12 protein-coding genes, 5 tRNA genes and 2 rRNA genes are annotated in these 20203 nt (G+C 45.9%); 9 read left to right on the top strand and 10 right to left on the bottom strand.

What is annotated here, in order from left to right; translation table 11 throughout:
* Window positions 1-501: 501 nt before the first annotated feature.
* Window positions 502-1227 carry an HAD family hydrolase gene (locus WJM94_RS17945; protein WP_444495562.1) on the top strand — a complete coding sequence of 242 codons (726 nt, stop codon included), beginning with the start codon at window positions 502-504 and terminating at the stop codon, window positions 1225-1227.
* A 471-nt stretch (window positions 1228-1698) separates the two neighbouring features.
* Here WJM94_RS17945 and WJM94_RS17940 read toward each other — a convergent pair.
* From WJM94_RS17940 to WJM94_RS17920, 5 genes are all read right to left on the bottom strand, one after another.
* Window positions 1699-1775, bottom strand: a tRNA-Pro gene (locus tag WJM94_RS17940).
* 24 nt (window positions 1776-1799) lie between these two features.
* Window positions 1800-1875: transfer RNA gene (locus WJM94_RS17935), tRNA-His, on the bottom strand.
* A 49-nt stretch (window positions 1876-1924) separates the two neighbouring features.
* Window positions 1925-2001: transfer RNA gene (locus WJM94_RS17930), tRNA-Pro, on the bottom strand.
* Window positions 2002-2073: 72 nt separating this feature from the next.
* Window positions 2074-2149: transfer RNA gene (locus WJM94_RS17925), tRNA-His, on the bottom strand.
* Window positions 2150-2181: 32 nt separating this feature from the next.
* Window positions 2182-2258 (bottom strand) — tRNA-Arg (locus tag WJM94_RS17920).
* Between the two features lie 336 nt (window positions 2259-2594).
* On the opposite strand from WJM94_RS17920, the gene WJM94_RS17915 reads away from it, so the two are divergent.
* The gene (locus WJM94_RS17915; protein ID WP_444495561.1) at window positions 2595-3008 is read left to right on the top strand and encodes a c-type cytochrome; all 414 of its coding nucleotides are present in this window, start codon (window positions 2595-2597) and stop codon (window positions 3006-3008) included.
* Between the two features lie 102 nt (window positions 3009-3110).
* Here the strand turns inward: WJM94_RS17915 and rep are convergent, their stop codons facing one another.
* Complete coding sequence (rep, locus tag WJM94_RS17910) at window positions 3111-5126, bottom strand: DNA helicase Rep (RefSeq protein WP_444495560.1); 2016 nt, start codon at window positions 5124-5126, stop codon at window positions 3111-3113.
* Window positions 5127-5318: 192 nt separating this feature from the next.
* On the opposite strand from rep, the gene WJM94_RS17905 reads away from it, so the two are divergent.
* The 4 genes from WJM94_RS17905 to ubiK all read left to right on the top strand — a co-directional run bounded on the left by WJM94_RS17905 (window position 5319) and on the right by ubiK (window position 10557).
* The gene (locus WJM94_RS17905; RefSeq protein WP_444495559.1) at window positions 5319-5900 is read left to right on the top strand and encodes a TetR/AcrR family transcriptional regulator; all 582 of its coding nucleotides are present in this window, start codon (window positions 5319-5321) and stop codon (window positions 5898-5900) included.
* 17 nt (window positions 5901-5917) lie between these two features.
* Complete coding sequence (locus WJM94_RS17900; RefSeq protein WP_444495558.1) at window positions 5918-7024, top strand: efflux RND transporter periplasmic adaptor subunit; 1107 nt, start codon at window positions 5918-5920, stop codon at window positions 7022-7024.
* Between the two features lie 11 nt (window positions 7025-7035).
* Window positions 7036-10158 (top strand): multidrug efflux RND transporter permease subunit, encoded by a 3123-nt coding sequence (locus WJM94_RS17895; RefSeq protein ID WP_444495557.1) that lies wholly within the window; start codon window positions 7036-7038, stop codon window positions 10156-10158.
* Between the two features lie 147 nt (window positions 10159-10305).
* A complete protein-coding gene (gene ubiK, locus WJM94_RS17890) occupies window positions 10306-10557 on the top strand; it encodes a ubiquinone biosynthesis accessory factor UbiK (RefSeq protein ID WP_140243043.1) in 252 nt (83 codons plus the stop codon).
* 290 nt (window positions 10558-10847) lie between these two features.
* Here the strand turns inward: ubiK and ilvC are convergent, their stop codons facing one another.
* On the bottom strand, window positions 10848-12332 hold the full coding sequence (gene ilvC, locus WJM94_RS17885; protein ID WP_444495556.1) for a ketol-acid reductoisomerase: 1485 nt from the start codon (window positions 12330-12332) through the stop codon (window positions 10848-10850).
* A gap of 136 nt (window positions 12333-12468) precedes the next feature.
* On the opposite strand from ilvC, the gene ilvY reads away from it, so the two are divergent.
* The 3 genes from ilvY (at window position 12469) to WJM94_RS17870 (ending at window position 15512) form a co-directional block, all read left to right on the top strand.
* On the top strand, window positions 12469-13359 hold the full coding sequence (gene ilvY / locus WJM94_RS17880; RefSeq protein WP_444495555.1) for an HTH-type transcriptional activator IlvY: 891 nt from the start codon (window positions 12469-12471) through the stop codon (window positions 13357-13359).
* Window positions 13360-13570: 211 nt separating this feature from the next.
* Entirely contained in the window at window positions 13571-14245 is a 675-nt protein-coding gene (locus WJM94_RS17875) for a response regulator transcription factor (protein ID WP_444495554.1), read from the top strand.
* On the top strand, window positions 14229-15512 hold the full coding sequence (locus WJM94_RS17870) for an ATP-binding protein (protein ID WP_444495553.1): 1284 nt from the start codon (window positions 14229-14231) through the stop codon (window positions 15510-15512). Before WJM94_RS17875 ends, WJM94_RS17870 begins: the two co-directional genes overlap by 17 nt.
* Window positions 15513-15573: 61 nt before the next feature.
* On the opposite strand, the gene nagE is transcribed toward WJM94_RS17870, so the two are convergent.
* The 3 genes from nagE to WJM94_RS17855 all read right to left on the bottom strand — a co-directional run.
* A complete protein-coding gene (gene nagE / locus WJM94_RS17865; RefSeq protein ID WP_444495552.1) occupies window positions 15574-17061 on the bottom strand; it encodes an N-acetylglucosamine-specific PTS transporter subunit IIBC in 1488 nt (495 codons plus the stop codon).
* A gap of 195 nt (window positions 17062-17256) precedes the next feature.
* Window positions 17257-17373 (bottom strand): 5S ribosomal RNA (gene rrf / locus WJM94_RS17860).
* Window positions 17374-17482: 109 nt separating this feature from the next.
* Window positions 17483-20203 (bottom strand): 23S ribosomal RNA (locus tag WJM94_RS17855); the annotation flags it as partial.

Here is a 20203-nt window from a genome sequence, read left to right as displayed (position 1 = left end):
AATGCATTAACAAGTATTTAACCATGTTCATATCATCCAATTTTTGTGCGCCATGCACCAATAAAAACAAGAAAATGCTCTAAAATCATGCAAAAAACCATTATTATCAACAACCACATTATTCACAGGTATTTATTAACATTTGGCAAACAATATCTTGGATGAAATCGATTTCTTAGGCATAAAATTTCACCTAAAAATAGTCGGGAAATATAAAAAGCCAAAACTCAATAACGCTAGGTAAAAAAGAAAACGTGAGCAAGTTAGCAAAAAAGCTCAATGTTTTATTCTAGGACAAATATTCGCCACTTATTCGATTTGTTCGACAAACTAATCACGGTTGGCGTAGAAAACAGTCCACTAAAATCTAATTCGAATGGGATAGCTGACGCTATAGAGGATTGGTTTTAGAGCTTTACGATACTAATGAGCATGAGATAATAGGTTGAGTGAGACGATAGCCTCAACGTCAGTAGCCAGTTGTAAATGATAGGAGCACCAGTGCTTAAAGCGATTTTTTTTGATATGGACGAGACTTTATGCGGCACTTCTCAAGCCGATAAAGTCGCAGGACAAGAGTTTGCAGCTTGGATAAAAGAAACCTATCCACAACTGGCTGATCCCAATAAATTTTTACAACGTTACTTACAAGGCGTGTATAAAAAGCTCAACGCAGAGTTCCCTCAGCTTGTAGCCCTATTGCCGGATGAAAATGCCTTCCGTTGTGGCCTGATCAAAACCATACTCGCAGAGCAAGGTATCGAGATAAGTGCAGAGCAAGCCCAGCAAGCACAACACTTTTTTGATGCTGCCCGAATGAACGCCTTTTCATTCCTTCCGGGTGTAAAAGAGATGCTGGTTGAACTTAGCCAGAACTACACACTGGTCGTGATCACTAACGGTCCGATCTTCTCTCAGCATCCAAAACTGGCGGCAACACAAATGCATGAGTGGGTCGATCACATTATTGTGGGGGGCGAAGAGCCGGAAGAGAAGCCAGCGGCAAGCATCTTTGAGAAGGCTTTGAACTTAGCTGATGTCAAAGCAGAAGAAGCACTTCATATTGGTGATTCATTAGCGGCAGACATTGCAGGCGCGAATAATATGGAAATTTTAACTGTCTGGGTAAACCCAACTGGCGCAGCGAACCCAACGGATATCGAGCCAGACTACGAAGTAAGAGACACAGTAGAGCTAACAGAGATACTTAAAACGCTTGAACGGTAGAGAAAGGGCCTAGAAAAAAGGTCCTAGGATCCTAGGTTTTAGGTCCTAGAAATAGATTACGGATTACGGATTACGGATTACGGATTACGGATTACGGATTACGGATTACGGATTACGGATTACGGATTATTTTTCAACCACCTAATCAGGATGTCAAACACTGCTGTATTCTGTAATCAGTATTCCAAAGCAACAAACACCGGAGCTTGCGTTTAGCACTGAACTTACCGCAAACACATCTAGGTCCTAGGATCCTAGCCCCCTAGGACCTTTAAAACGCAAAAAAGCCGCAACATTTCTGTTGCGGCTTTTTTAATAGTGGTCGGTGAAGAGCCAGAATTTGAACATCAGGCGAACCCCCGACCCTCTAGTCCGCTATATTTCAAAGAACGAGATGCGCTACCAAACTGCGCTATCCATAATCTGCAGACGTAAAAAAGCCCCGATATTTCTATCGGGGCTTTCTAATAGTGGTCGGTGAAGAGGGATTCGAACCCCCGACCCTCTGGTCCCAAACCAGATGCGCTACCAAACTGCGCTATTCACCGAGCATGTATTCTTTAAAGAAAGAATGGGGTGGCTAACGAGACTTGAACTCGCGACAACCGGAATCACAATCCGGGGCTCTACCAACTGAGCTATAGCCACCATCAAATTGTCATGTTTACCGCTTACTGTAAGCCATAAACTTTAATAGTGGTCGGTGAAGAGGGATTCGAACCCCCGACCCTCTGGTCCCAAACCAGATGCGCTACCAAACTGCGCTATTCACCGACTTATGTTTTATCTCGACTCTAAATCAAGACAGGAAGCAATGCTACCTTGTTCTTTCTAAAAAAGAAAGAATGGGGTGGCTAACGAGACTTGAACTCGCGACAACCGGAATCACAATCCGGGGCTCTACCAACTGAGCTATAGCCACCACTGAATTTTACCGACTTATCCTCCGGGGAATGGTACGCCCGAAAGGATTCGAACCTTCGACCTTTGGCTCCGGAGGCCAACGCTCTATCCAACTGAGCTACGGGCGCATGCCCTATCGGCGGAGTGGAATAATACGGATATCACACTATGCCGTCTAGTATTTTTTTTACTTTTTTTATCGTTTGGTCTCTTTTTCGACAGTTATATGCCTTTAAAGTGAATTTTTGATGTGATTCAAGCCCTGTCATCGATAACTTGTTGTTTAATGCAACAAGCGATCGGGATATAATCACTCATTATTTACATTGATTTAACAGCTGCAACTAAGTTGTCTAATCATTCTATGCCATTGAAGGACTTAAATCGGTCTTCTTCAATCGGTATCAATACTCTAACAATATAAATAGGTAAGTCACTTACCTCGGAAATGTGAAGTGGGTTTAATGGATATGTCTCGACAAATGATTAGCGTTTTGTTCGCTGCCTTAACGTTTTCTACGGCAGCTTTAGCTTCTGACATCAGCCAAAGTGAATACGATGCGATCGCAGAACGCATCAAACCTGTCGGTGATGTTTATCTGGCAGGCTCTGAGCCTGTAAAAGCAGAACCAACCGGTCCTCGTGATGGCGCAACAGTTTACGGTACTTTTTGTATTGCTTGTCACGCATCTGGTGTTAACGGTGCTCCAAAAATCGGTAACGCTGACGAATGGGGTCCTCGTATCGCTCAAGGTAAAGACGTACTGCTCAAGCACGCACTTGAAGGCTTCAACGCGATGCCAGCGAAAGGTACGTGTATGGACTGTTCTGACGATGAGATCCTCGCAGCTATTAACCACTTGACTGAAGGTCTGTAATTCGGCTTTGCTTAACGTGCTTGAAAGAGAAAGGCTTGCCAGTTGGCAAGCCTTTTTATTTGGTATTTGAAAGAGTTAAGACGATATTTACTGCAACTGATATTACTTCTTAAACATCGAACGCAAGTTAGCGATATGAGCCTGACCTTTTGCCATTCTCTCTTCTTGGGAGACAGGCTTTTTGTTCACTTCCCATTCGACATCATCGAAAGGCAACTCATCAAGAAAACGACTCTGTGTCGGCTTGATTAACTCACCAAACTGACGGCGCTCTTTACACATAGTAAAAGTCAGCTCTCGCTGTGCGCGGGTGATGCCCACGTACATCAGACGTCGCTCCTCTTCAACGTTGTCTTCATCAATGCTGGTTTGATGCGGCAAAATGCCTTCTTCCGAGCCAATCAGATAAACATAAGGAAACTCAAGACCTTTTGATGCATGCAATGTCATGAGCTGAACCGCATCACTGTCTTCGTCCTCTTCCCCTCGTTCCATCATGTCACGCAAAGTTAAACGCTGAACCACCTCTTTTAACGTCTTCTCTTCTTGATCGTAATTGTCGCCTTCTAAATCGGCCACGATCCACGAATATAGATCAGACACGTTCTTCATGCGCATCTCTGCAGCTTTGGGGCTTGCAGAGGTCTCATATAACCAATCTTCGTAGTGAATATCACGGACCAGTGAACGCACAGCCGTAACGGTGTCCCCTCTTTCTGCCTGATCTGCAATAGCGACCAGCCATTGAGTGAATCGGCGTAAATTTTCCAGACCACGCCCCGTTAAGTGTTGCTCGAGTCCTAACTCAAAACTGGCCTCAAACAGGCTTTTGCCACGCATATTGGCGTAACTGCCCAGTTTTTCCAACGTTACTGGCCCAATTTCGCGTCGAGGCGTATTTACAATGCGCAGAAATGCGTTGTCATCATCCGGGTTCACCAGTACTCGAAGATACGCCATGATATCTTTGATCTCTGCACGAGCAAAGAACGAGGTACCGCCGGAAATTTTGTACGGCACGCGGTTTTGCATCAGCGACTTTTCAATCAGACGCGACTGATGGTTACCACGGTACAGAATTGCATAATGTCGATATTCAGTGCGATTGAGGAATTTGTGCGCGATAAGCTCACCCGTCACACGCTCCGCTTCATGATCTTCATTTTTTGCCAGAAGCACTTTGAGCTTCTCACCATCAGGGATCTCAGAGAAGAGTGACTTCTCATATACGTGTGGGTTGTTTGCAATAAGTATGTTGGCTGCACGCAGAATACGGCTGGTTGAACGATAGTTTTGTTCAAGCTTTACCAGACGCAAGTTAGGGTAATCTTCACCAAGCAGCACCAGGTTTTGTGGCTTCGCACCACGCCATGAGTAGATAGACTGGTCATCATCCCCCACCACGGTTAAACGCCCGCGCTCACCCACGATCAGTTTTACCAACTCGTACTGGCTGGTATTGGTATCTTGGTATTCGTCTACCAATAGGTAACGGATGCGGCTCTGCCAACGCAGACGCGCTTCTTCGTTATTACGCAGGAGCAATACTGGCATCAGAATCAGGTCATCAAAATCGAGCGCGTTGTACGCTTTCATCTGCTTCTGGTACATATCGAAACAGAATGCAAACAACTGCTGCTGTTCACCTTTTGCCTGCGCTTTAACCTGTTCAGGCGTCAACATGTCATTCTTCCAGTTCGAGATAGAACTGAGAAGCTGACGTAACAGGTCTTTATCACCGTCGAGCTGCTTTTCTGTTAACTCTTTGAGTAGTGCTAACTGGTCTTGATCGTCAAACAGCGAGAAGCCCGCTTTTAAACCAAGTTGCTTGTACTCACGCTTGATGATGTTCAGCCCCAGAGTATGGAAAGTCGACACCATTAAGCCTTTGGACTCGGCTTTACCAAGAGTCTGACCTACACGCTCCTTCATTTCACGCGCAGCTTTATTAGTGAAGGTTACCGCTGCGATATTCCGAGCTTTGTAGCCACACTGCTGAACCAAATACGCAATTTTATTGGTAATAACGCGAGTTTTACCTGAGCCAGCACCCGCCAGAACCAGGCATGGACCAGACACATACTTTACGGCTTCATCTTGACTAGGGTTCAGCTTCATAGAATTTCTCAGCGGGTGATAAATGTGGCGCCTATGATAATGGTGACTCTGACCGATTACCACGTTTATCATGATTCAGAGCTCAGTGTTGCTTGGCTCCATTTATCGCAAATAAAAAGAAATAATTTTATTGCACAAGTGTACAGCTTTGAGCGTATAATGAATGAACGTTCATTCACTAGGAGTGGGACTATGTCTGGTAATACAACTTTAGATAAAAAAGCTCAGATTCTTTGCGCAGCAGAAAAACTGATTGCTGAGTTGGGATTTCAAGGCTTTTCGATGCAAAAGTTGGCCAAAGAAGCTGGGGTCGCGGCTGGCACTATCTATCGTTACTTTTCAGATAAGAATCATCTTTTAGACGAAGTAAGGTTAAACGTAGCAAAACGCATTGCGATAGCAGTTCAAGCAGGCGTGAGCGACGATATGCCTTTAAAAGAACGTTATACAAAAATGTGGCTTAACATTTGGTGTTTAGCTGGCTCAAATGTAGACACGTTGAACAATAGAGTTCAATATCAATCCCTGCCCTATGCAAGCAATAGAATAACACTAGAGCTTGAGCGTAAAATGTTTGATCAGGTAGACCGACTATTTGATCAAGGTAAAGCGCAAGGAGTGTTTAAGCCACTCGACAACATGATCCTTTCCGGGCTTAGTTTTGAGGCGACCGTTGCACTCGCCCGACACCATGCTCTGGGTTTTTATCAACTGGACGACGCAGCCATAGAAGCCGCAATTGAAGCCAGTTGGGATGCAATCATTCAACACTAATTGGAGTTCTGAACAGAATGAAAAAGTGGACTTTCTTTATGTTACTTATCGCAATATTGCTGTTTGGCAGTGTGATAGGTTTCAACTTATTCAAGCAACAGAAGATTGCCGAATATATGGCGAATCGCCCGGAACCTGAGTTCCCAGTAACGGTAACTGAAGTACACTCAGTAGATTGGGTTCCAGTTATCGAAGCGATTGGTTTTATCGAGCCAAACCAAGGGGTCACGGTAGCGAACGAAACGAGTGGCGTGATAGACCAAATCGCTTTTGAATCAGGAACTCAAGTGAAAGAAGGTCAAGATTTAGTACTTCTTGATTCGGCCGTTGAGAAAGCCAACCTAAAAAGTGCACAAGCGAAGCTGCCAGCAGCCGAAGCAAAATACAAACGTTACCAAGGCCTTTACAAAAAAGGGTCTATTTCTAAAGAGTCTTATGATGAAGCAGAAGCGAATTACTTTTCTCTTCTCGCAGATATCGAGAGCTTGAAAGCATCAATCGACCGTCGTGAGATCAAAGCGCCATTCTCGGGCGTTGTCGGTATTCGTAATGTTTACTTAGGTCAGTACCTACAAACGGGTACCGATATTGTGCGTCTTGAAGATACCAGCGTAATGCGTCTACGTTTCACCGTGCCGCAAACCGATATTTCTCGTATCCACATTAGCCAAGCTGTCGATATTTTTGTCGATGCATATCCAGAAATAGCCTTCAAAGGCTCAATCACAGCGATTGAACCAGCGGTTAATGTACAGAGTGGCCTGATCCAAGTACAAGCAGATATCCCAAACAACGACGGAAAACTACGTAGTGGTATGTTCGCACGTGCGAATATCATCCTGCCTAAGCTTGCAAACCAGGTGACTCTGCCACAGACAGCCATCACTTACACACTCTACGGTAACAACATCTACATCGTATCTGAAGAAGATGGTGAAAAGCGTGTAACACAGCAAGTGGTTAAAGTGGGTGAACGCACTAAGGATATCGCACACATCCTTGAGGGCGTGAAACCAGGTGATATCGTTGTAACATCAGGCCAGGTTCGTTTAAGTAACGACGCTAAGGTTCGTGTAGTAGAAAGCGATGCAACTACTCCACCTACTGAAACACCAATGCTGTAATCGGAGGCTTCATGCGCTTTACTGATGTTTTTATTAAACGTCCGGTTTTAGCGGTATCGATCAGCTTTTTGATCGCATTGCTTGGTCTACAAGCAATCTTCAAAATGCAGGTCCGTGAATACCCTGAAATGACGAATACGGAAGTAACAGTTTCGACCAGTTACTACGGTGCCAGTGCCGACCTTATCCAAGGCTTTATTACTCAGCCTTTGGAGCAAGCCGTCGCTCAGGCAGATAATATCGATTATATGACTTCTCAATCGGTGCTGGGTAAATCCACTATCACCGTGAAAATGAAGTTGAATACCGATCCGAATGCGGCTCTGTCAGACGTATTGGCAAAAACCAATTCGGTCCGCTCTCAGTTACCTAAAGAAGCGGAAGATCCGACAGTAACCATGTCGACGGGTTCGACAACTGCGGTACTGTACATCGGTTTCACCAGTGACGAGCTGTCTTCAAGTCAGATCACCGACTACCTTGAACGTGTAATCAACCCGCAGTTGTTTACCGTTAACGGCGTATCGAAAGTAGACCTTTACGGTGGTATGAAATACGCACTTCGTGTTTGGCTAGACCCGGCAAAAATGGCGGCGTTTAACCTTACCGCGACTGACGTAATGGGTGTGCTGAGTGCAAACAACTACCAGTCTGCGACGGGTCAGGCGATCGGTGAATTCGTGCTTTACAATGGCAGCGCCGATACTCAGGTATCGAATGTCGATGAGCTGAAGAACCTAGTGGTTAGTAACGACGACGGTAATGTGACTCGCTTGAGCGACATTGCGAAGGTGACATTAGAGAAGAGTCACGATTCATACCGAGCAAGTGCGAATGGTCAGGAAGCCGTGGTTGCAGCGATAAACGCCGCGCCAAGTGCGAACCCAATCAACATCGCCGCTGACGTACTCAACCTGCTGCCACAACTTGAGCAGAACTTACCAAGCACGATCAAAATGAATGTGCTGTATGACTCAACCATCGCGATCAACGAGTCGATCAACGAAGTAATCAAAACCATCGTTGAAGCGGCGATAATCGTACTGGTTGTGATTACTCTGTTCCTAGGTTCATTCCGTGCAGTGGTGATCCCTATCGTTACTATTCCACTCTCTTTGATTGGTGTAGCGATGGTAATGCAGTCAATGGGCTTCTCCTGGAACCTGATGACGTTGCTGGCGATGGTACTGGCCATCGGCTTGGTAGTAGACGATGCAATCGTAGTACTGGAGAACGTTGACCGACACATTAAACTCGGAGAGTCACCGTTCCGCGCTGCCATCATAGGTACACGTGAAATTGCGGTACCGGTTATCGCGATGACACTAACGTTGGGTGCGGTATACGCTCCGATCGCGCTGATGGGTGGCATCACAGGCTCACTGTTTAAAGAGTTCGCATTGACCTTGGCAGGTGCGGTATTCGTATCAGGTATTGTCGCACTGACACTATCACCGATGATGTGTTCAAAAATGCTTAAAGCTCACCAAAAGCCAAGCAAGTTTGAGCAAAAAGTACATAGCGTACTGGATCGCATGACGGGCCGTTACGCGAAAATGCTGGGTGCGGTTATGCAGCACCGCCCGGTTGTCATCGGCTTCGCTGTGATTGTATTTGCCAGCCTGCCAATGCTGTTCAAATTCATCCCGAGCGAACTAGCGCCGTCTGAGGATAAAGGCGTAGTTGTATTGATGGGTACAGCGCCCTCTAACGCAAACCTGGACTTTATCCAGAACACCATGAACCAAGTAAACAATATTCTGTCTGATCAGCCAGAAGTACAATTTGCTCAGGTGTTCTCAGGTGTACCAAACTCAAACCAGGCGTTTGGTATCGCCTCTATGGTACCTTGGAGTGAGCGTGAAGCTAGCCAAGCAGAAGTAACTGGCCGTGTAGGTGGATTGGTTGCAGACGTTCCGGGAATGGCGGTAACCGCGTTCCAGATGCCTGAACTACCAGGCGCAGGTAGTGGTCTGCCAATTCAGTTTGTTCTGACCACGCCAAACGCCTTTGAGAGTCTATTTGCTATCGCAACTGACGTGTTGACAGAGGTGAAATCTAGCCCGATGTTCGTCTATTCAGATCTAGACCTGAACTACGACTCGGCGACGATGAAAATCAACATTGATAAAGACAAAGCCGGTGCATACGGCGTAACCATGCAAGACATTGGTGTCACGCTAAGTACGATGATGGCGGATGGCTACGTAAACCGTATCGACCTTAATGGTCGCTCTTACGAAGTTATCCCTCAGGTAGAGCGTAAGTGGCGTCTGAACCCAGAGTCGATGAATAACTACTACGTACGTGCAGCGGACGGCAACGCGGTTCCACTGAGCAACCTCGTAACCATCGATGTCATTGCCGAGCCACGCTCACTGCCTCACTTCAACCAGCTGAACTCAGCGACGGTAGGTGCGGTACCTGCGCCGAGCACTGCAATGGGTGATGCGATTAACTGGTTCGAGAACATCGCTGAAACGAAACTGCCAAGCGGCTACAACCACGATTACATGGGTGAAGCGCGTCAGTTTGTGACGGAAGGTAGCGCACTTTACGCGACGTTTGGTCTTGCGTTAGCGATCATCTTCTTGGTTCTGGCGATTCAGTTTGAATCACTGAAAGACCCAATCGTGATCATGGTGTCGGTTCCTCTGGCAGTATGTGGTGCCTTGATTGCTCTGGCGTGGGGTGCTGCGTCGATGAACATCTACTCACAGGTTGGTCTGATCACACTGGTGGGTCTGATTACCAAGCACGGTATCTTGATCTGTGAAGTCGCGAAAGAAGAGCAACTGCACAACAAACTCAGTAAGACAGAAGCGGTAATGGAGGCGGCGAAAGTTCGTTTGCGCCCTATCCTAATGACAACAGCAGCGATGATCGCGGGTCTTATCCCATTGATGTACGCGACAGGTGCAGGTGCGGCTCAACGCTTTAGTATCGGTATTGTTATCGTTGCAGGTCTGGCGATTGGTACTCTGTTTACCCTATTCGTACTGCCAGTGATCTACAGCTACTTAGCTGAAAAACACAAGCCACTTCCAGTATTTGTGGAAGACAAAGATTTGGAAAAACTGGCGCGTGTAGATGAAGCGAAAGCAGCACAACGAGGAATAGCGGATAACCACTAATTCCATGCAAATACAAAAAGGTCACGTCGGTGGCCTTTTTTATTGCCTTAGGTTTGCTTGCCTATCTCGATTTTTTGCCATCCAACTAGCGACTTTCCCGTATCAATTACTTAAAATGAGGACAAATCAAAAGGAGTTTTAACCAGTATGTTTGACCCAAAAAAATTAGAGCAAATCGCAAAGCAGATTCATGACTCTATGCCTGCGCCAGTGAAAGAGCTAGGTGCGGATGTCGATCAAAAAATTCGCCAAGTAATTCAAGGCCAGCTTAATAAGCTTGATGTCGTAAGCCGTGAAGAGTTTGATGTTCAAACTCAGGTTCTGCTTCGTACCCGTCAGAAGTTAACTGAGATGGAAAAGAAATTAGCAGAGCTCGAAGAGAAGCTGGCTGATAAATAATCCTAAAACGCTTCCCTGATGGAAGCGTTTTTTATGTGTGTTGTGCTTTGTACAATCAACAATTCGCCATAAATAAAAAAGGCTTGGTCAACGGCGACCAAGCCTTTTTACTAGATGTTGTGTTTTACTTTTGTATTTATTGACTCCAGTCTGCCTGGAGTGTATTTACTGCGTTACTTTTTAATATGTAAATTACGCAGTATTAAGGTTTCACTTCTAGGAGAAGGCGCGGAGTTTACGATAGTAAATGAGCACCTTCGACACCGAAATGGAATCTTAAGGCCAGTAATTTAGCCGCCTACTGCGATACGCTTCATATCAGTCATATACCCACGAAGCTCTTCACCGATGTACTCAACTGGGTGGTTACGGATCTTCTCATTAACCGCGATAAGCGTTGCGTTATCAACTTGGTTTGAAGTTTCACCTAGGCCTTTACCGATAACGTCAGTACCCACTGAAGGCATAAACTTCTCGCGTAGTAGCGGTGTTGCAACGTTAGCAAATAGGTAGTTACCGTATTCTGCAGTGTCTGAGATTACTACGTTCATTTCGTACAGACGCTTACGAGCAACTGTGTTTGCGATTAGCGGTAGCTCGTGTAGTGACTCGTAGTACGCTGACTCATCGATGATGCCTGATGCTGTCATTGCTTCGAACGCTAGCTCAACCCCTGCGCGAACCATAGCAATCATTAGAATGCCGTTGTCGAAGTACTCTTGCTCTGAGATTTCAACGTCAGTTGCTGGGTAGTTTTCAAACGCAGTTTCACCAGTTTCTTCACGCCAGCCTAGTAGGTTCTTATCATCATTCGCCCAGTCAGCCATCATAGTGCTAGAGAAGTGACCAGAAATGATGTCATCCATGTGCTTGTTGTAAAGTGGACGCATTAGATCTTTTAGCTCTTCAGAAAGCTCAAACGCTTTGATCTTAGCAGGGTTAGACAGACGGTCCATCATGTGCGTGATGCCACCGAATTTCAGTGCTTCTGTTACTGTTTCCCAACCGTACTGTAGTAGCTTACCTGCGTAGCCTGGGTCGATGCCTTCTGCAACCATCTTCTCGTAACATACGATAGAACCTGCTTGTAGCATGCCACATAGGATAGTTTGCTCACCCATAAGGTCAGATTTCACTTCCGCTACGAACGATGACTCAAGACAGCCTGCACGGTGACCACCAGTCGCTGCAGCCCATGCTTTTGCGATTTCCAGACCATCACCTTTAGGGTCATTTTCTGGGTGAACCGCAATCAGAGTTGGAACACCGAAACCACGTTTGTATTCTTCACGAACTTCAGTACCAGGACACTTAGGTGCAACCATTACAACTGTTAGGTCTTTACGAATCTGCATGCCTTCTTCAACAACGTTGAAGCCGTGTGAATAACCTAGTGCAGCGCCTTCTTTCATCAATGGCATTACTGTCTCAACAACGTTAGAGTGCTGCTTGTCTGGAGTTAGGTTAACAACAAGGTCTGCTTGAGGAATCAGATCTTCGTAGCTGCCTACATTAAAGCCATTATCTTTTGCGTTTTTGTATGACTGACGTTGTTCATCGATTGCAGCTTGGCGAAGTGCGTATGACACATCCAAACCAGAATCACGCATGTTTAGACCTTGGTTCAGGCCTTGAGCACCACAACCTACAATGACTACCTTTTTACCTTTTAGGTAGTCTGCTTCTGAAGCAAACTCACTGCGATCCATAAAACGACAACGACCTAGTTGGTCCAATTGCTCACGCAAGTTTAGGGTATTGAAATAGTTAGCCATTAGGGTGCTCCTGTAATTGTCTTTCCGTAGGGTCGGTGGCTCTGCACCGAATGAGTTCATACTAAAACAGACATTAGATTGCTTAAAGTGATATATTCACAACTAGTAAATGCAAAAAATGCAACATGGCAATTTCATGAATATAAAAACCATTCGACTATTCCTTGATATCTGTGACAGCAAAAATTTTAGTAAATCAGCCTCAGCGATGCACATTAGCCCATCAGCGTTAAGTCGCCAGATTCAGAAATTAGAAGATGAGATAGGACATCCTCTATTCGTCAGAGATAACCGTAGCGTAGAATTAACGCCGGCGGGTGAAAAGTTTTTACCTGTCGCAATGAAAATGGTGCATGACTGGACTCAGTTTCAGTCTCAGATAAATGTGCAAGACGACGTATTAAAAGGAGAAATCCGATTATTTTGCTCCGTTACTGCCAGCTACAGTCATTTGCCTCAACTTCTCAACTCTTTTCGCTTAAAACACCCTTATATTGAGTTCAAACTGCTGACGGGCGACCCCGCACAAGCAATAGATAAAATAATGAATGATGAGGCCGATATTGCCATTTCAGCAATGCCAGAAAACCTTTCATCTAAAGTTGAGTTCACGACCATCAGTGAGATCCCCCTGTCTGTTATCGCACCTATTGGTATTAGTTCCTGGGTTGAGGAGCTACACAAAGAAAAGCCTGACTGGAGCAAAATTCCTTTTATTGTTCCTGAATCAGGAACTGCAAGAGATCGTGCCAATGCCTGGTTTAAAAAGATGAAAATTAAACCAAACATCTACGCGCAAATCTCTGGCCATGAAGCAATAGTCAGTATGGTGGCGTTAGGTTGTGGTGTCGGTATTGCACCTGATGTGGTCATTAATAACAGCCCAGTGCGAGACAGTATTCAGCGGCTCTCATTTGCCCCAATCAAACCATTCCAACTGGGTGTGTGCTGTAAAAGGTCACAACTGGAAAACTCATTAGTCAAAGCGTTATGGGAGTTAGCCGAGGGCAGTTTTATTGCTCAATAAACACATTAACGATCTTTAATCTTTCCAAAAGGTCTACTCAACAGAAGGTTTTGTAGACTCTCCATGACAATTTATAGATAAAAAACGGCAACATATTAACGATTTATCCCCCTAAATCGTGTTGGCTCGCATTAGTCACGCGAGCCTACTTTTTCATATTTCCCTCTCCTGACTTCACCAGTAAAGTACATTTCAAAACAGAGGAAATCCCGTGAAAATACTCATCATAGAAGATGATGCAACGACCAGAGAATTCGTCAGTAAAGGGCTGACCGAACACGGTTATATTGTTGACCAGGCCGAAGACGGCAAGAAAGGGTTAATGATGGCGCTCAGCTCGGAATACCAGCTGATTATCTTAGATAGGATGCTGCCATATCTCGACGGAATGAAAGTACTCGCAGCGATCAAAGCCGCGGAAGAGCAGCTCCCGGTTCTGATTTTAAGCGCGATGGATAGCGTAAATGATAGAGTTGACGGTTTACAGGCAGGCAGCGACGACTATTTAATTAAGCCATTCGCTCTTGCAGAGTTAATTGCCCGGGTTGATATCATCATCAACCGTACTCATCGGCCAACATCAAATCAACACATTCTAAATTACCACTGCTTGGAAGTGGACCTCAAAGCACACAAAGTGACCTGTAATCAACAAGAGATTGCCCTTCAACCAAAAGAGTTTCAGCTTATTCAATACTTTATCGAACATAGCGAACAAGTGGTGTCACGAATGCGCCTGTTCGAAAATATCTGGAGCTATCACTTTGATCCTAAAACTAACGTCATTGATGTCCACGTTGCAAACTTACGCCGTAAACTGGAAGAAGCTGGATGTACAGGACTACTGCACACAGTGAGAGGAGTGGGCTATGTCCTTCGTCGATGACTATGCCTTAACCCGTTCATCAGTATTTAAAACATTAGTGAGCCTTTTTTTACTCGTCACTATCACCAATATTATCGTCATACATCAAGTGTATCGCGACTCTAACAATTTCCACCACAAGCAATTAACCAGGCAACTCAACGAAGAAATTCTGGAATTCAACTTTGCTGCCAGGCAAAGTAGAGAAGACGTCGAACAACTTTTAAAAACCAAACAAGCGACGGCGACACCTTTCTATTACAAGCTCATTGAAACCAACGAATCAGACAACCTTCACCAGTACTATCCCATCGACCTGCAAGTGAACAGGCATAATATTCTGGTAGGGAAAAACCTAAAATTAGAGATCGGGGTAGATAAAAGCGCGGTAGAAGAGTACCGAAAATCACTTACCCCAATTGTCTTCTCCGGCATCATTTTTCCTACCGCTGTCATGATCGTATCTGCGCTATTTTTTACTGTACTCATTCTCAAACGATTAGAAAAAGTGAATCACGCCATGAATCGCGTTCTGTGCGGGGAGCCCAATGTTAAGATTGCCGTATCTCGCCAAGACGATGAGTTTGATATCTTAGCCATTCATCTCAATTTCATGATTGAGCAAATGGCCAAAAACGAGTCTAGCCTTAAATCACTGACCACTGGTCTTGCTCATGATATGAGAACACCAATGGCGAGGCTGAAACTGCGTTTAGAAGACATCTTAGCCCAAAGCGATTTATCGCCATCCCAAGTAAGCAGTTTTTCGGCTTGTTATGATGAACTGGAACTCATTCTGTCTCTGTTTAATAGCATGCTTGAAATTGCCAAGCTCAACAGTGGCCAAGTGAATATCGGCAATGAAAGTGTTGATTTAGGTAAAGTCACCCAAGATGCACTGGAGTTTATTTCTCCCGTCGCCGACGAAAAAAGTCAGATATTAACGTTTAGACAAGATACTCCGTGCGTTGTCACTGGAGATCGGTCTTTGCTTTTTCGAGCCGTGTTTAACCTGTTAGAAAATGCCGTTAAATACACCCCCAATGGAGGAGAGATCGAAGTTATTGCTGACTGCTTTGGCGTTGTTATCGCTGACTCTGGAATAGGAATTTCTGATTACGACAAAATGTATGTTTGCCGCCCAATGTATCGTGCAGACCAAAGCCGCACGGAATCAGGCAATGGTTTAGGATTGTCATTGGTCGATGCTGTGGTCAATTTGCATAACGCGCACTTGTTTTTACGTGATAACAGTCCAGGTTTACGTGCTCGACTCTATTTTGAATAGTTAAAAATAAATACAAAAAGGCTAAGTAAATACTCAGCCTTTAACTTAGTAAAAAGTGCCTTTATACGGAGAAACTAGGAACGACAACATCCGAGAGATCTTGCGTCTCAGGAATTTGCTTCATCGCGTGAGCGACTTGTTCCGCTTCAGTACCCACAATGACCTGTAAGTTATTCGCTCCAATTTTCACGACCCCCATCGCTCCGATGGCTTTGAGCGTACGTTCATCAACCACTGAGATATCATTCAGAGTTAAACGTAAGCGAGTAATGCATGAGTCGATAGAAGCAAGATTACTATGGCCACCCAGTGCTTTCAGATACTGAGCTGCTTTTGTATTAGTGGAAGTCTCACTCTTTACCACAACCTCTACTTCTTCACGACCAGGAGTTTTCAAATCAAATTTAACAATAGCGAATCGGAATACCGCATAGTAAACAAATGCGAAGCAAACACCTTGTACGATTAGCATATAAGGCTTGATCGCCAGTGGTAAGTTGAAAGATAAGATGAAATCAATTAACCCGCCGCTAAATGTGAAACCAGCGAACCACTGCATGCTTGCGGCAATATATAGAGAAAGAGCAGCCAATAAGGCGTGAACAACGTAAAGAGCAGGAGCAACAAACATAAAAGCAAATTCAATCGGTTCTGTCACACCAGTCAAAATTGCAGTTAACGCTGATGCTCCAAGAATACCGCCAACTCTTTTCTTGTTTTCTGGCTTCGCACAATGGTACATAGCCAGACACGCAGCCGGTAATCCATAGCCCATAAATGGGAAGAAGCCACCTTGGTACATACCTGTGACACCGAGCTCGCCCGTACCAGACCAGAACTTAGAAATATCATTGATACCAACAAGATCAAAAATGAAGACCTGGTTCAGAGCATGATGCAGACCGACTGGAATCAACAAACGGTTAAAGAAGCCATATACACCGGCACCAGCAGCTCCCATTTCAGAAATTGAGATACCAAAGTTAACCAGAGAGCCATAGACAGCAGGCCACACATAAACCATAACAATACTGATGAGTATCGAGGCAAGTGAAGTCACTATCGGAACAAAGCGTTTACCGCCAAAGAAACCGAGTGCAGCAGGAAATTTGATAGTGTGGAAACGGTTATAAAGAGTGGCAGCCACAATACCCATCATGATCCCAGTAAATGCGCTAACGGCAGCTCCAGATGCAATAACCTCAGAAGAGCTCATCTCTGTAACTGGGACGCCCGTGATCTGTGAAATTACCGCCGTATTTCCAACAATCATCTCGACGATCAATAAGCCAAGTAACCCAGATAAAGCGGCAGCACCATTATTATCTTTCGCTAATCCATAAGCCACACCAACCGCAAATAACCAAGCTTGGTTATCCATAATACCCTTACCGCCATAAACCAGTATCGCGGCTAATGGGCTATTCGCTCCCCAACCAGATGGGTCCAAAGCATAACCAAGGCCAAGCATTAAACCGCCAGCTGGCAGTACAGCGATTGGCACCATGAGTGCTTTTCCGACTTTCTGTAAGTATCCAAGTATGTTCACGTTTCATCCTCATGTTTTTTAATTCTGAAGAGAGGATACGTGATTGATAATTAAGAGGCGGTTGTGTGCAGATTAAGTTTTATTAATCTTCAGAGGTGAATTTCAGAAAGGACAAATAGCAAAAAGCCCGCTATTTCTAGCGGGCTTTTTGCTATTTTTTGTCTTCACTTTTTGAAAAAGTGAAAATAAATTGGAGCCTGGCGATGTCCTACTCTCACATGGGGAAACCCCACACTACCATCGGCGCTATTTCGTTTCACTTCTGAGTTCGGAATGGAAGTCAGGTGGGTCCAAAATGCTATGGTCGCCAAGCAAATTCTTACTCTCTATTTCTAGAGAAAATCTGGAAAGCTGTTGTTGTGTTCTCGACACATTCAATTCTGTTCTTGCTTTGAGTCCATCAAAACCCCTTGGGTGTTGTATGGTTAAGCCTCACGGGCAATTAGTACAGGTTAGCTCAACGCCTCACAACGCTTACACACCCTGCCTATCAACGTCGTAGTCTACGACAACCCTTTAGGATACTTAAAGTATCAGGGAGAACTCATCTCAAGGCTCGCTTCCCGCTTAGATGCTTTCAGCGGTTATCGATCCCGAACTTAGCTACCGGGCAATGCGTCTGGCGACACAACCCGAACACCAGAGGTTCGTCCACTCCGGTCCTCTCGTACTAGGAGCAGCCCCTTTCAATTCTCCAACGCCCACGGCAGATAGGGACCGAACTGTCTCACGACGTTCTAAACCCAGCTCGCGTACCACTTTAAATGGCGAACAGCCATACCCTTGGGACCGACTTCAGCCCCAGGATGTGATGAGCCGACATCGAGGTGCCAAACACCGCCGTCGATATGAACTCTTGGGCGGTATCAGCCTGTTATCCCCGGAGTACCTTTTATCCGTTGAGCGATGGCCCTTCCATTCAGAACCACCGGATCACTATGACCTGCTTTCGCACCTGCTCGAACCGTCATTCTCGCAGTCAAGCGGGCTTATGCCATTGCACTAACCTCACGATGTCCAACCGTGATTAGCCCACCTTCGTGCTCCTCCGTTACACTTTGGGAGGAGACCGCCCCAGTCAAACTACCCACCAGGCACTGTCCGCAACCCCGATGAGGGGTCGACGTTAGAACATCAACACTACAAGGGTGGTATTTCAAGGACGGCTCCACAAATACTGGCGTACTTGCTTCAAAGCCTCCCACCTATCCTACACATGTAGGGTCAATGTTCAGTGCCAAGCTGTAGTAAAGGTTCACGGGGTCTTTCCGTCTAGCCGCGGGTACACTGCATCTTCACAGCGATTTCAATTTCACTGAGTCTCGGGTGGAGACAGCGTGGCCATCATTACGCCATTCGTGCAGGTCGGAACTTACCCGACAAGGAATTTCGCTACCTTAGGACCGTTATAGTTACGGCCGCCGTTTACCGGGGCTTCGATCAAGAGCTTCGACCGAAGTCTAACCCCATCAATTAACCTTCCGGCACCGGGCAGGCGTCACACCGTATACGTCATCTTACGATTTTGCACAGTGCTGTGTTTTTAATAAACAGTTGCAGCCACCTGGTATCTGCGACTCTCAATAGCTCCATCCGCGAGGGACTTCACCGTCGAGAGCGTACCTTCTCCCGAAGTTACGGTACCATTTTGCCTAGTTCCTTCACCCGAGTTCTCTCAAGCGCCTTGGTATTCTCTACCCGACCACCTGTGTCGGTTTGGGGTACGATTCCTTACAATCTGAAGCTTAGAGGCTTTTCCTGGAAGCATGGCATCAATGACTTCACTACCGTAGTAGCTCGACGTCGTGTCTCAGCCTTAGAGAGAGCCGGATTTACCTAACTCTCAAGCCTACGCACTTGAACCTGGACAACCGTCGCCAGGCCCACCTAGCCTTCTCCGTCCCCCCATCGCAATTGTAAGAAGTACGGGAATATTAACCCGTTTCCCATCGACTACGCCTTTCGGCCTCGCCTTAGGGGTCGACTTACCCTGCCCCGATTAACGTTGGACAGGAACCCTTGGTCTTCCGGCGAGGAGGTTTTTCACCCCCTTTATCGTTACTCATGTCAGCATTCGCACTTCTGATACGTCCAGCATGCGTTACCACACACCTTCAACCGCTTACAGAACGCTCCCCTACCCAATATCCAAAGGATATTGCCGCAGCTTCGGTTTACTACTTAGCCCCGTTACATCTTCCGCGCAGGCCGACTCGACCAGTGAGCTATTACGCTTTCTTTAAATGATGGCTGCTTCTAAGCCAACATCCTGGCTGTCTGAGCCTTCCCACATCGTTTCCCACTTAGTAGTAATTTGGGACCTTAGCTGGCGGTCTGGGTTGTTTCCCTCTCCACGACGGACGTTAGCACCCGCCGTGTGTCTCCCGGATAGTACTTACTGGTATTCGGAGTTTGCAAAGGGTTGGTAAGTCGGGATGACCCCCTAGCCTTAACAGTGCTCTACCCCCAGTAGTATTCGTCCGAGGCGCTACCTAAATAGCTTTCGGGGAGAACCAGCTATCTCCAGGTTTGATTGGCCTTTCACCCCTAGCCACAAGTCATCCGCTAATTTTTCAACATTAGTCGGTTCGGTCCTCCAGTTGATGTTACTCAACCTTCAACCTGCCCATGGCTAGATCACCTGGTTTCGGGTCTATATCCAGAGACTGAACGCCCAGTTAAGACTCGGTTTCCCTACGGCTCCCCTAGATGGTTAACCTTGCCACTGAATATAAGTCGCTGACCCATTATACAAAAGGTACGCAGTCACAGGACAAAGCCTGCTCCTACTGCTTGTACGTACACGGTTTCAGGTTCTATTTCACTCCCCTCACAGGGGTTCTTTTCGCCTTTCCCTCACGGTACTGGTTCACTATCGGTCAGTCAGTAGTATTTAGCCTTGGAGGATGGTCCCCCCATATTCAGACAGGATATCACGTGTCCCGCCCTACTCGATTTCACTGAACACACATCGTCAACTACGGGACTATCACCCTGTATCGTCGGACTTTCCAGACCGTTCGTCTAACGCGTGTAAAGCTTAAGGGCTAGTCCAATTTCGCTCGCCGCTACTTTCGGAATCTCGGTTGATTTCTTTTCCTCGGGGTACTTAGATGTTTCAGTTCCCCCGGTTCGCCTCCTG

The organism is Vibrio sp. YIC-376 (assembly GCF_052353105.1).
Classification (GTDB): Bacteria; Pseudomonadota; Gammaproteobacteria; order Enterobacterales; family Vibrionaceae; genus Vibrio.
The sequence above is the reverse complement of the archived record's forward strand: the minus strand, read 5'-3'. Positions and strand labels throughout refer to the sequence as shown.

What these genes read in the sequence shown, in the direction of transcription:
- WJM94_RS17915 (WP_444495561.1), top strand. Translation starts at nt 2,595, where the DNA reads ATGGATATGTCTCGACAAATGATTAGCGTTTTGTTCGCTGCCTTAACG.
- rep (WP_444495560.1), bottom strand. Translation starts at nt 5,126, where the DNA reads ATGAAGCTGAACCCTAGTCAAGATGAAGCCGTAAAGTATGTGTCTGGT.
- WJM94_RS17905 (WP_444495559.1), top strand. Translation starts at nt 5,319, where the DNA reads ATGTCTGGTAATACAACTTTAGATAAAAAAGCTCAGATTCTTTGCGCA.
- WJM94_RS17900 (WP_444495558.1), top strand. Translation starts at nt 5,918, where the DNA reads ATGAAAAAGTGGACTTTCTTTATGTTACTTATCGCAATATTGCTGTTT.
- WJM94_RS17895 (WP_444495557.1), top strand. Translation starts at nt 7,036, where the DNA reads ATGCGCTTTACTGATGTTTTTATTAAACGTCCGGTTTTAGCGGTATCG.
- ubiK (WP_140243043.1), top strand. Translation starts at nt 10,306, where the DNA reads ATGTTTGACCCAAAAAAATTAGAGCAAATCGCAAAGCAGATTCATGAC.
- ilvC (WP_444495556.1), bottom strand. Translation starts at nt 12,332, where the DNA reads ATGGCTAACTATTTCAATACCCTAAACTTGCGTGAGCAATTGGACCAA.
- ilvY (WP_444495555.1), top strand. Translation starts at nt 12,469, where the DNA reads ATGAATATAAAAACCATTCGACTATTCCTTGATATCTGTGACAGCAAA.
- WJM94_RS17870 (WP_444495553.1), top strand. Translation starts at nt 14,229, where the DNA reads ATGTCCTTCGTCGATGACTATGCCTTAACCCGTTCATCAGTATTTAAA.